Raw genomic sequence first — 13,695 nt, forward strand, 5'->3', positions numbered from 1 at the left:
CAATATACCTTGAATCTTCAATCATCGATTTTGTCTAATACAAGAGAACAAGTATTTTTTATTACAATGATAATATTAGTTTTCTATGCTTTCATGCGTGGAATAAAAACAATTTTTCGATTTGCAGAGTTTGTAGTAGTCCCCATGTTAGTAATTGTAGTAATCTATGTGCTAAGCGCTATGCCAAGTATTCGATTAGATTTTATTAAAGAAGCAAATCAATTAAGTTTTTCTGAACTATGTGAACAAGCAGGCTTTATTATTGCTGCAGCCGGGAATTTGTTTTTACTATTAATCTACGGAGATAGTGTGAAAGATTATAGTAAAAGTTGCAAACTTATTACTCGGTTTTTTACAGCGGCTATTTCTCTTTTTGCCCTTTTGTTAATTGTAGTAACCGTAGTTACTTTTGGTCTTGTAGGTAATAATGCATCGATGTCTATGGCTACACCTTTTTATGTAGCGATGAAGGGAATATCAGTAATGAATGTACTGGAACATTTTGAAGCTATATTAATCATTATTATGTTTTTCTCTGATTTTTTGGGAATCTGTTTGTATGCTAGTATTTCCATTCGCTGTATTAAATGGGTATGTTCGGTAAGGAATATGAAATTCTTATATATTCCTTTTGCTATATTTATCTATTATTTGGCATTAGTGCTTTGTAGAACACAGTTTGATGTTGAATTCTTATACGCTAATATCATAGTGAAATGGAATCTTATCATGCAATATGTAATACCATTCGTCTTAATAATTGTGTATTATGGAAAACGATTGCCTAACAAGGCGGGAATCCAAAGAGTAGAGGCAGGTCAAAGCAAAGAGTAAATACTTGAATAAGATCAACAATTCTATATAAAAAAACAATTTTCATATTACTGTTAGATAAGTGCAGTAAATGAAAATTGTTTTTTTATATAGATCTTATTAGTCTTCAATAGAAATTACACTAACAGGACAGCTATCACGTGCTTCTTTAGCAGCATCAACGCTGTCATCAGGAATATCATCGTCTATTGCCTCGGAAACATCATTATCGTTGAATGAGAATACTTCTGGACATACACTAACGCATATTCCACAGCTAATGCACCCATCTTGATCTACGGTTGCTTTCATATGGATTGATTCCTTTCTTAAAATATACATAACATTTATACTTTAGTAGTATTACCAAAATTTCGTATATCATTCTACAATACATGAAAATATGTATATTATAGCAAACCAAGTAAATACTATTTTTGGAATATGCTTTGTTCAGATTAAGGAAGGTGCAATCTTATGTTGCTTATTAAAAACGGTAAAATTATTACTATGGCAGGAGTAACCTTGGAAGATGGATGTGTGCTAATCGATCAAGGTAAGATTAAAGATATAGGTAAGGCAATTAAGGTAGATGATGACGAAGAATTGCAAGTTATAGATGCAAAAGGAAGTTGGGTTATGCCAGGAATTATAGAAGCACATTGTCATATTGGTATTACGGAACAGAAAAAAGGTTTTGAGGGTGACGATTCTAATGAAAATTGCAACCCTATTACACCGTATTTACGTGCAATTGATGCGATTAATCCAATGGATGCAGCATTTGCAGAAGCTGTTCACGCTGGAATTACAACTGTAATGGTTGGTCCTGGTAGTTCGAATGTTGTAGGTGGACAATTTCTAATTATGAAAACCTATGGAAGAGTAATTGATGATGCTATTGTTATGAATCCTGCGGCTATGAAGATTGCATTTGGGGAGAATCCAAAGAGGAACTTTAATGATCAAGGAAAATCCCCGATGACAAGAATGGCAATTGGAGCAATGCTTCGAGAGGAATTGTTCAAAGCAAAGCAATATATAGAGAAAAAGAAGAAGGCCAAGGAAAGCAAAGAGGAATTTTTAGAAGACTTTCATTATGAAAGTTGGATTCCAGTGTTTGAAAAGAAGATTCCTCTTAAGGCACATGTCCATAGAACAGATGATATCATGACTGCAATACGAATTGCAAAAGAATTTGATTTGGATTTAACACTTGACCACTGTAGCGAAGGGTATCTAATAGCGAAGGAAATCTTAGATTCTGGTTACCCAGTTATAGTAGGACCTAGTTTAGTAGCAAGAGATAAAATAGAAGTACAAAACTGTAATTACAAAACAGCAGGAATTTTAAAGAAAGAAGGCGTGTTGGTATCTATTACAACGGACCATCCAGTAGTATTAATTCAATTGCTTCCTATTAGTGTAGGTTTTGCAGTCCGTGCAGGACTTGATATGGAGGAAGGATTAAAGGCTCTTACAATTAATGCTGCCAAAATCTGTCGTGTGGATGACAGACTTGGCAGCATTGAAATAGGTAAAGATGCTGATATTGCAATATTTAGTGGAAATCCAATGGAGGTGTTTACCAAAACATTATATACCATAATTAATGGAGTCGTAGTATATGATTCCGGTCAAGAACAAGATTTAGTATAAGTACTATCATTTTATTGTTTTAATTGTTTCAAATAGTTGGCAATCTGTTCATAATCTTCATACATCTGTGCAGGTTGCCCTATCTTTATAATCTCTTGATACATCTCCGGAAAATAATTCTTTAGATATGCTAATTTGGAAAGTGTATCAGAATAATCCTGTGTAATATATTCGTAAGCAGTTATATAGGCAAAATTGTTTTTCTGCATGATATAGGTTGTTAAGATATTACGAGTAAGTGGTTGCGGTGACTTTGGTTCATCGTATATAAAGTAAATGGTGTTGTATCTTGTTGTTATCGACTCAGCACCATAACCTAGTTCAATTAAAGAATCATAGAATGCTTGACACATGCCTAATGTGGGAAATGTGATTCGAATATGCATAGTAAGGTCGTCAGGTTCTGAAAAAACACCTAATCGAAAACTGTTTACACACCAGGAGCTACTTTTTCTTGTTAGGATAACTTCGTTTTTCTTCATAATAGAATATGAAATTAATAAAGGTTCTTCATCTGTATTACTCTTATAGTAACTACCAAAGAAATACCCGGATATGAAGATAGGATCTAAGGTAGTCTGATATACACTAATGTCACCTCCACTTGATAAACCGTATTGTCCCTTTTGTAGTTGTATTAACCAATGTTTATTATTATAGTTAAAATATATGTTTTCGATATCAATTATAATTCCCAGTGGAGCAGCAGATTCATCATATAGTCTACATGCACCATATTTTCTTTTTTTACAAGAAGTAGTATTGGTAAAGAAATCGTACTTAATATTGTAAATAAGCCCATAATTTATAAGATCCAAAGGAATCTGTTGTATGAGTGTTTTCGTATCTATACTAGGGAGTTCCTTATCAACTTTTGCATCGGGTTCTAGTGATTTCTTAATGGGTTCAATCGAATACTTACGTGCTTTCTTAGCAAAATATTGGATTAAAAGTACAATTATCAGGCAAGCAACTGTAATCGCTAAATTGATTAATAAAATGCTATTGTTTAGTAAGGAAGCATATAGAAAAGTCATAACAACGCTCCTTCAATTTCCGTCTATAGTATCTTATTCGGGAGAGGAAGGCTTTGTTATTGATTATTATGAAATATTCATAACAAAGTTAGTGTAAAGTCTAATTAGTACATTAAAACAGCTCTAGTTTCTAAGGTACTCGTGTTTCGTGGTATTTGATATAATACGATTAGAAATATATACAGCAATTGGAGGATGGATATGATTAAGAGATACAATCTAAGTGGTTTATGGGATTTTGAATTAGATGAAAGTAAATTAGGTATTCAGAAAGAATGGTATCAATCAAAATTGCAGGATACGATTACGTTACCTTCTACAACTGCGTTAAGCAAGAAGGGAAAGATTAATACAAATAGAGAAGACGGATTTTTAACAGAAGTTTATCCTTTTGAAGGATATGCTTGGTACTCGAAAGAAGTTACCATCTCATCCGCAGATATTGGTAAGAAAATTGTGCTTTTTTTAGAAAGAACTCGTTTAACTAAGGTTTGGGTTGATGGAGTCTATGTAGGCGATCAAGATAGCTTATCTACACCACATTCATATGACTTGACACAGTATATTAACAAAGAGACATTTATTCTAACTGTACTTGTAAGTAACACAGATTACCCTACTAAGGGGGGACACTTAACTTCACCAGATACACAAACAAACTGGAATGGTATTACAGGAAGATTAGAATTACAAGTGTATCATCAGGTCTATGTTCAAAAGGTACAAGTATATTCTGATATGCAGACAAAAGCATTCCGTCTACATATTATAATTGAGAATGAAACTAGTGATGTGGTTACTTCTACCTTCAATGTGAAAGCCGTAGAGAAATATCTCAATGAGCAAGATTTGATTGTATCAGGAAATCAAGTTAAAGAAGTATCTTATACTATAAGTCTTAACCCAGGCGAGAATAGTATTGATCTTACATATACAATTGGAGAGAACGCCAAGTTATGGAGCGAATTTTCTCCAGTATGCTATGAACTAGACATCATCAATGTAGATAATGATGAAGTTACTACAGTGTTTACGGGATTACGAGAATTTTCATCTGTGGGATATCATTTTACCATTAATGGTATAAAGACCTTCTTGAGAGGAAAGCACGATGGTTTAGTCTTCCCACTAACTGGGGCAGCTCCAACTACAGTAGATGAATGGATTCGTGTACTGAAAATATCGAAAAGTTATGGAATCAATCATTATCGTTATCATACTTGTTGTCCACCAGAAGCAGCATTTACTGCGGCTGATTTATTGGGAATATATATGCAACCAGAACTACCATTCTGGGGGACGCTCACAGATGAAACCTATGAAAATCATAAGGAAGAGGAGCAGCAGTATCTAATTCGTGAAGGGGAGCGTATGCTTGATAACTATGGAAACCATGCTTCTTATGTTATGATGTCCCTTGGTAATGAACTTTGGGGAAGTAAAGAGAAGATGGGTGAGATTATCCGTAACTATAAGATGCGTGACCCAAGACCACTCTACACCCAAGGCTCTAACAACTTTCAACATGCTCCAGTTATTATACCAGAAGACGATTTCTTCTCAGGTGTACGTTTTAGTAAGACTCGTCTTTTCCGAGGTTCCTATGGTATGTGCGATGCACCTTTAGGCCATGTGCAAATGACTATGCCAGGTACTTGCAAAGATTATGATGAGGTAATACTTCCAAAAGAGACTGATATAAGTGATACAAGTAGCACGAAGAAAACAATAGAGATTCAATATGGAACAGGAACAAAAACAGTCGAGATGGATGAGGAAGCTACAGAATTAGTTCCTAATATTCCAGTGGTATCACATGAGATAGGCCAATATGCGATGTATCCTAATTTCAAAGAAATAGACAAATATACCGGTGTGTTACAAGCGAGGAATTTTGAGATATTTCGTGAGCGATTAGAAGAAAAGGGATTAGGAGATTTAGCAAAACAGTATTTTGAAGCAACAGGAAAATTAGCGGTTGCATGTTATAAGGAAGAATTAGAGGCGGCTTTTGCTTCTAATAATTTAGCAGGTTTCCAATTACTTGATCTTCAGGATTTTCCTGGACAAGGAACAGCACTTGTTGGTATCTTAGATGCCTTTATGGAGTCTAAAGGATTGATAACTGCTAACGAATGGAAGAGTTTTTGTAATGATGAAGTTATATTAGCTAGAATTCCTACGTATGTTTATCAAGCTGGTGATGATGTAACAGCTACAATCAAGTTAAGTTATTTTAGTAATAAACCATTTACAGCAAATGAAATTATGTGGGAAGTAAACACAGAAGATAAAGTTGTTTCAAAAGGAACAATTAAAATTGATGTGGAGGTATCCGGGCTGACAGATTTAGGAGCTATTAATTTTATCATGCCAATGGTTAAAACAGCTACAAAAATGCAATTACATCTGTTTGCTCCTGGAACTAAAATAGATAAGAGTTATGATTTGTGGTGTTATCCAGCTATTAATAAACCACTTCTAACAAAAGAAGATTTAGAAAAGGACAGTTGTATAGAACAAAATGGTAAGAAGGTATGGATAACAAGAGATTTTGAACGTGTATCTTCATTATTAGCGGAAGGTGAGAATGTATTATATCTTCCAAGGAAGGTAACTAAGAGTATAGAAGGCTTCTATTGTTCTGATTTTTGGTGCTATCCAATGTTTCGTTCTATTTCAGAATGGATGAAGAAACCAGAACCTGTTGGAACGATGGGATTGCTAAATAATCAGAATCATGATGCATTAAATCAATTTCCTTGTGATTTTTACTCAACTCCACAATGGTATCATATTGTTAGCCATGCAGATATGGCAATTTTAGATGATACGAAAGAAGAATATCGTCCAATTGTTCAGATGATTGACAACATAGAGAGAAATCATAAATTAGGATTATTGTTCGAAGCAAAGGTTATGAAGGGGAACCTTATGGTATGTACAAGTCGATTAGATGAGATCTTTGATCATATAGAAGTAAAACATTTCTCGCAAAGTATACTAGAATATATGTTATCCCATTCGTTTGTACCAGATAAAGTATTACAAATTGAAGAATTAAAAGAAATTATAGATTAATATCATATGGCTTTTACAATATTTGATTGACTTAAAATGTATTATGGAATTTAAGAAATCATTTTGTAAAAGCCTTTTTTAGATTTAATTATAATATCATGGAAATTAGACCTAATTTATATTAGAAAATACTAAATTGTATTGACATTTATTGTATCATAAAGGTATCATTGTATAGGATAAGGAGGTATTTACATGAACAGGAAATTAGTAGTAAAACTTGGCCTGCTTAATTTTGGGATAGCAATTGTTGATATTCTTGCATTCTCTAATGTGTTTATGAGAATAAATCTAGGTGATGATACGTTAGTTAGGAGAGCTTTTGGTTATACGTTAATCCTTATGAGTATAATTTTATTTTGTTATGGAAACTATCGACTCTTGTATTCAAAAGAAACAGAATATGAGTTCTCTATACAAGATCTTAACACACCAGAGGATATGGTTGAAGTATTAACGCAATTATTGAATAAGAATATTTTGAATAATGAAATTAATACGACCATAAATCAGATAAAACGGTTACTTAAGAAGAAAGAATCCCTTAAGAATATTATCTATATTAAGTTCAAAGAAGAGGATGAAGATGCATATGGTTTGAAAGATATCATTAATAAAGCAGAAAATCTTTTATATTCCAACGTAAAAAGCATGATTAATGCCATATCTGTTTTTGATCAATCTGAATTTAATCAAATTAATCAAAAAAATAATTCAGAAAAACATGCAGTTTATATGGAACAAGTAAATTACATACGTGAAAAAGTGAATAATAACGAAACAATTTTGTTAGAGTTTGACAAGCTATTAATGCAATTATCAAAATTAAGCGATGGTACACAAGCTGATTCTGATGATTTGGTAGTTTTTAAAGATGTTGTGAATAACATGAAGAATTTATTATAGTAACCAATGGCCCATGAAAGGGGAAAAAGATGCAAAAAAAGAGTATGCAAAAAAAGAATCTATTAGCATTTGTTGTTATTGCAGTAATAGCATTTGTCGGAATATTTTCTGTATTATCATCTACGAATTCCAGTGATGATGGTATAGAAGTAATGTCAGAAAGTCAAGCAAGTAAAAAGTTATCAAAGTACTTAAAGAAAATTGATGTGACTAATATTACTGCAAGAAAAGCAAATGTGGAACTCGAGGAGACGGATCTAAAGGAAGAACTACCAGATATCTCAAAATATCCGCTATCAGTAGAGGGTAATGCAGATGTTGTAATTGAGATTTTCTCTTCACCTGAAAAGGCAGGAGAGGGAACTGATAGTTGGCTATCAAAGATGGCTCAAGAGTTTAATAAGCAGAACAATACTGTTAATGGTAAATCAGTTGCTATATCCGTTCGCTCGATTGCTTCTGGGCTTGGAACTGATTATATTATATCAGGCAAATATGTTCCAGATGCATTTACACCGTCCAATGATTTATGGGGAAAGATTATAGAAGGAGAGGGAGCAAATATTTCTGTTGTTACAGACCGTATGGTAGGTAATGTTGCAGGAGTATTACTTACCAAAGATGTTGTAAAAGACATCACTGATACTTATGGTGAGGTGAATATAAAAACGATTACCCAAGCAACCGCAGAAAATAAAATTGCCATGGGATATACTAATCCATTATCCAGTTCAGCGGGCATGAATTTCCTTCTATCAACGTTGAATGCATATGATTCATCTGATATTCTAAGTGATGCAGCCATAGCAGGATTCCAACAATTCCAGACAAATGTTCCTTTTGTAGCTTATACAACCTTACAGATGAGAGAATCCGCTAAATCTGGTTCACTGACAGGAATGGTAATTGAATATCAATTGTATAAGAATGACGCTGATTTAAGATCTTCCTATGATTTTATACCTTATGGTGTTAGACATGATAACCCGTTATATGCGGTAGGAAATTTAAATACGGATAAGAAAGATGCATTGGATTTATTTGTTTCATACTGTGAATCAGAGAAATCACAGAAACTAGCTACCAAATATGGATTCAATGGTATGGATGAGTATAAGAGTGATTTACCTGAGTATGATGGTTCAACAATTATGTCTGCACAGAAACTTTGGAAGGAAAACAAAGATTCTGGTAGAAGCTTATCCGCAGTTTTTGTTGCCGATGTTTCGGGGAGTATGGGTGGAGACGCACTGAATCAACTAAAAACTTCATTAATCAATGGTTCCAAATATATAAACAGTGAGAACAGTATTGGGCTTGTAAGTTATGATAGCAATGTATATCTAAACTTACCAATTGCAAAATTCGATTTAAACCAAAGGTCTTTATTTACTGGAGCTGTTCAAGATTTACAAGAAGGTGGAGCAACGGCTTCCTTTGATGCTTTAGCTGTTGCCTTGAATATGTTATTAGAAGAGAAAGAGAAAAATCCTGATTCTAAGTTAATGTTATTCTTACTAAGTGATGGAGAAACTAACGATGGTTTGAATTTAAAGCAAATATCAGGAATATTAAAAGCATATAAGATTCCAGTTTACACAATAGGATATAACGCAGATATTGAAGCGCTTGAGACGATATCAGCTATTAATGAGGCTGCGAGTATTAACGCAGATTCAGATGATGTAGTATATAAACTTAAGAATCTGTTTAACGCTCAGATGTAATAGAAAGAAGACTGTTGCAAATACTAACTAAGTAAATGCAACAGTCTTTTTGTTATTTATAATTTACTGAGAATGTTGAACCTGCGTTACCTGCGAATACTATTGTACCACCTTTAGGTAAAGTAACAGTTTTGTTAGCAGAGATTGTAGAAAGGAAGACTAATACTCCTTCACTATCATATATAGCATATCCTGCTTTCTTAGGAATTGAAACTTTTATCTTCTTACCTGCATTAGAAGAAGGAATCTTAAACCATTTTGCATAACCGTCATCTTTAATGGTTACTTTGAAGGTTTTCTTAGAAGATAGATTTTTAACAGCATCTTCAGATATGGCTATTGCAGAATTTGCTTTCAAATATTCGGTACCATTTTTGTTATACATCTTGATATCTGTTAAATCACGTCCCATCACCTGAGGTATTTCAAGACGTTGTTCTAATGTATTCTCATCAACTATAGTTAAGTTATCTATATAGCCCTCTTTAAGAGTTTCATTTTTGAAATAGGTACTTAATTCAGATAAGTATGATTGTGAAGAGTATTTTTCATTAACTACATAGTATTTTTTACCTTCTCTAGTTTTCCAAGCAGCAGCAACGCTTTCGGACACTGGATTATCATCAAGTCTTTGAGCGTAAAGAACATCCTGTACAAATGAAGGGAAGCCAGGAACGCTATATAGAACTTTTTCGTTCAAATAGGTTTTACCATTGGATAGTTTTTTAAATGTAAATTCCATGGAACCAGTACTATCTTTGAATACGCCATTTCCAGTATAGAAGTATTCTAAAACAGCGGAATCATCAACACTATATTTCATTTTGAAAGAGTTTTTATCAGTAAATTCAATGTTAAAAGCTTCATATACGCTAGCATAATAACCTGCATAGCTCTTAAAGGATTCTGGCATACTTGTTTTAACAGGTGCAGTAATTGTTGGATCTTTTAGTTCTTTGATTACACCATTTTCTTGTAGAGCGTTAAGTAGAATGGAATCACATAATAACTGATCTATTGAACTGGAACCACCAGATGTAAGAACAGCTACACCTAAATCATATTCAGGAATGGTTACTACATTTCCATGGTATGAAATGGTATCTCCACCTTTTGCAAATGCTTGTATGCCGTAATTGTTGAATGGATTAAGCTTAACACTATCCCAACCTAATCCATAGTTTAGAATATTATCATCATCATTACCCCATAATCCCTTTTTGTATTCTGGTTGAGCCATTGCATTTACAGAATCTTTACTAAGGACAGAATTCTCATGCATGAAGATATCAAGGAAGTGGCATAGATCTTCGGCTGTGGAATATAAGCCACCTGCTCCAATGATGTTTGCGTAGTCTGCTGGTAATGCTATGTTATCGTAATAAGTTTTTGCAAGTTGTAGTCGTGGAAAACCACTCTGTGGTGTTTTTGTGTTAGACATTCCTAAGGGCTTACTAATATTTTCATAAATATAGTTTGTGAATGAAGATTTGGTAACTCTTTCTACGAGTAATTCAGCCAATGTAAAACCATCGTTAGAATATACACTAAAACTACCAGGATCGGCTTTTAATCGTTGTGTGCTTAGATGCTCAAGAAAATCATCTGTATTTACTGGATCGGCATCATAGAAAAGCAATGAATTATTTATAAGGTTTCCCATTAAGCCTGATGAGTGATTGATTAACATTCGAACGGTAATCTTTTTGTATCGTTCATCAGCCATTTTAAAATCAGGAATATAATTGACAACTGGTGTGTCAAGATCTAATATACCTTTTTCAACTAATTGCATGATAGCAACAGTTGTGAATAGCTTACTAATGGAACCTACTCCATAGATACTATCTTTTGTAGGTGCTTTCTTTTTGTCTCGATCAGCAAAGCCTGAACTGCCCGAAACTACAATCTCCCCATTGTGTATCAAAGCATATTGCACACTTGTACAACCAAAAGTAGTAGCTAGTTGTTTGGCCTTTGTATCTGCTGATTTTGTAGTAGTATCAAAAGTCCAAGTGGATTTTCTCTGATCCGATTCACTTGTAGTTGAAGTGCTTGTAGCAGTGGAACTTACTTGTGCTTTAACTTGTAAGGCAAAACTTGAAGATAAAGTTAGCATACAAACTAAAGATAATGATAAGGAAGTCTTTGCTAAATTACGTAACCCTTTTGTTTGAAATATTTTCTTATGAATCATATGTACTCCTTTCACCCATTATATAAATGGCTTAATATAGATTATTCGGCTAACTTTAATATAAAGCTGGACGAACTTAATAATATTATATCACAGGATTTGGAAAATATGATAGCTTAATGAAAACTTAATCATTTTATAATTAAGAAGAAGCTGTTTTAGTTTTTTATTTGAACAAAGATGTTTAATTTCAGAAAAGAATGTGTTAGAATATATCAAGTGCAAGGAAACTTAATGATGAGTATACATTGGTGGTCCTTGGAATTAAGATGGAGTAGTTAATATGAATGTATTTAATGAAAGAGTGAAAGTGAAAATACAAGAGTTTTCACCAATAGGAATTATACAATCAACAATTCAATTAATTAAGTATAATAGGAAGAGCTTATTCTTATTTACTATAATCTATAAATCTATTACTTTACTAATCATGCTTCCTTTGCTAAGCTTGTGTTCTAATTTTGTATTAAGAAGATCAGGATACAGTTACATTACAACTGAGAATTTACTGTCAGTTGTTACAAGCCCATTAACCGGTATAATGGCCATAGTGCTACTGATTTTATTAGCAATCTTTGCAACAATTGAAGTAGGAGCGCTATATTCTTGTTTCCAACATAGTAGAGATTGTAAGAAAATATTAGCAAGACAGATGTTATTTGATGGAATAGTGAATACAATACGTATATTTTATTTAAAGAAGATTATATATCTTCTTTATGCGTTGTTTATGGTACCAATGGTGAATTGCTTGCTAATAATATTTACTATTAAAATTGCAAGTATTCCAAGCTACATAATCAAGTCATTATTTCATGTAAAATACATTCCTTTGATTGCAGGTATCGCAATTGGAGTTCTTTTTGTTATAACGATTCTATTGTTATTTACATCTCATTTTTGTATTGGAGAGCGTAAAGGGTTTAAAGCATCGATTAGGAATAGTATTCGACTTGTTAATAAACGAAAGTTACGGACAGCTTGGTACTTGCTTGTATGGAATGGATTAATTGCAGGTTTATTATTCCTTCTTTATCTGGTCGTAATGGTTATTATTGCTGTTAGTGTTGTAGTGTTTGTGAAAGACTCTATGGTACTTGCTATGTTTTTATCCATACTTGATAAAGTCAATCTGTTTGTTTTGCTTATATTAGGTACGATTGGCGTTTTATCCAATATGGCAATTATATCAGCCATGTATTATCGATATAAGAAAGAAAATGGTGAAGACGTTCGACTCGATGCTCTTAGAACAATAGAAAATAGAGAAACGAAAACAAAAGCAAAACAATGGTTAGGTGTCTTAATTTCAGTTGTAATGATAGTAAATGTAATTTATTTTTATAATTCCTTCTATAATGGAGTTTTTGGTGTAGAAGATGCTCTATCACCAATTAAGATAACATCTCATAGAGGAAATTCTATATCTGCACCAGAGAATACAATGTATTCCATTGCTAGTGCAGTGGAGGAACTTGCTGATTATGCAGAAATTGATGTACAAGAAACAAAAGATGGAGTAGTAGTATTATTACATGATCCAAGTCTAAAAAGAACAACAGGTGTTAACAAATATATATGGGAATTAACCTATGATGAAGTACTTGAACTAGATGCCGGCAGCTGGTTTTCTGAAGAATTCGTTGATGCAAAGATTCCTACATTAGAGGAGGTATTAAGATATTGTAAAGGTAAAATCAATCTTAATATTGAACTGAAATTAAATGGACATAGTCAAGATCTTGAAAGTAAGGTTGTTAATTTGATTGAATTGTATGGATTTGAAAGACAGTGTGTAATAACATCAGCTAACTATGAAAGCCTTGTTAATGTAAAAAAATTAAATACTGATCTTAAGACAGGTTTTATAATGTCTATAGTATATGGTGATTTTTACGATAAAAAATATATCGATTTCTTTAGTATGAAATCAAGTTTTATAACGCAAAGGGTGGTTAAAGAAGCTCATAGTCGAGGTAAAGAGATTCATGCATGGACAGTAAATACTAAGAATGAGATGGATCGTTTGAAGAACATGGGTGTAGATAATATTATCACTGATAAACCTGTTAAAGCTAGGGAAGTATTATATAGTAGAGTTGCTAACCAAAGTATACAAGATTTAATAAAAAGAGTTGTGAATCAATAAGTAAAAACTAAAATGGATACTAAAAAAGATGATTTTGATATGATCAAAATCATCTTTTTTAGCTAAATTAAAGTTTTTTAATAAAATTTCCATCTATGGAAGTATTTTCACTTAATATAATAAAGG

Annotated in this window: 9 protein-coding genes; 6 read left to right on the plus strand and 3 right to left on the minus strand. The window is 32.9% G+C overall.

Annotated elements, in window-relative coordinates:
• Positions 1 to 834 (plus strand): GerAB/ArcD/ProY family transporter (locus ACW2QF_RS10075; RefSeq protein WP_455715872.1); only part of this gene is annotated, 834 nt, incomplete at its 5' end.
• Positions 835 to 933: 99 nt separating this feature from the next.
• On the opposite strand, the gene ACW2QF_RS10080 is transcribed toward ACW2QF_RS10075, so the two are convergent.
• Positions 934 to 1,125: a ferredoxin gene (locus ACW2QF_RS10080; protein ID WP_455715873.1), complete on the minus strand. Its 192-nt coding sequence runs from the start codon at positions 1,123 to 1,125 to the stop codon at positions 934 to 936.
• A gap of 165 nt (positions 1,126 to 1,290) precedes the next feature.
• Here ACW2QF_RS10080 and ACW2QF_RS10085 point away from each other — a divergent pair, with 165 nt between their 5' ends.
• Positions 1,291 to 2,472, plus strand: coding sequence for an amidohydrolase (locus tag ACW2QF_RS10085; protein ID WP_455715874.1), 1,182 nt, complete (start codon positions 1,291 to 1,293; stop codon positions 2,470 to 2,472).
• An 11-nt stretch (positions 2,473 to 2,483) separates the two neighbouring features.
• On the opposite strand, the gene ACW2QF_RS10090 is transcribed toward ACW2QF_RS10085, so the two are convergent.
• Positions 2,484 to 3,509 (minus strand): DUF4474 domain-containing protein, encoded by a 1,026-nt coding sequence (locus ACW2QF_RS10090; RefSeq protein WP_455715875.1) that lies wholly within the window; start codon positions 3,507 to 3,509, stop codon positions 2,484 to 2,486.
• Between the two features lie 201 nt (positions 3,510 to 3,710).
• Here ACW2QF_RS10090 and ACW2QF_RS10095 point away from each other — a divergent pair, with 201 nt between their 5' ends.
• The 3 genes from ACW2QF_RS10095 (at position 3,711) to ACW2QF_RS10105 (ending at position 9,223) form a co-directional block, all read left to right on the plus strand.
• On the plus strand, positions 3,711 to 6,590 hold the full coding sequence (locus ACW2QF_RS10095) for a sugar-binding domain-containing protein (protein WP_455715876.1): 2,880 nt from the start codon (positions 3,711 to 3,713) through the stop codon (positions 6,588 to 6,590).
• Positions 6,591 to 6,785: 195 nt separating this feature from the next.
• Positions 6,786 to 7,496 carry a hypothetical protein gene (locus ACW2QF_RS10100; RefSeq protein ID WP_455715877.1) on the plus strand — a complete coding sequence of 237 codons (711 nt, stop codon included), beginning with the start codon at positions 6,786 to 6,788 and terminating at the stop codon, positions 7,494 to 7,496.
• Positions 7,497 to 7,525: 29 nt separating this feature from the next.
• Positions 7,526 to 9,223, plus strand: coding sequence for a VWA domain-containing protein (locus ACW2QF_RS10105; RefSeq protein ID WP_455715878.1), 1,698 nt, complete (start codon positions 7,526 to 7,528; stop codon positions 9,221 to 9,223).
• 52 nt (positions 9,224 to 9,275) lie between these two features.
• Here ACW2QF_RS10105 and ACW2QF_RS10110 read toward each other — a convergent pair whose 3' ends face one another.
• Positions 9,276 to 11,420, minus strand: coding sequence for a serine hydrolase domain-containing protein (locus ACW2QF_RS10110; protein WP_455715879.1), 2,145 nt, complete (start codon positions 11,418 to 11,420; stop codon positions 9,276 to 9,278).
• A 283-nt stretch (positions 11,421 to 11,703) separates the two neighbouring features.
• Between ACW2QF_RS10110 and ACW2QF_RS10115 the strand changes: the two genes are divergently transcribed.
• On the plus strand, positions 11,704 to 13,569 hold the full coding sequence (locus tag ACW2QF_RS10115; RefSeq protein ID WP_455715880.1) for a glycerophosphodiester phosphodiesterase family protein: 1,866 nt from the start codon (positions 11,704 to 11,706) through the stop codon (positions 13,567 to 13,569).
• Positions 13,570 to 13,695: the final 126 nt, after the last annotated feature.

The sequence above is a fragment of the Anaerosporobacter sp. genome, from assembly GCF_965301125.1.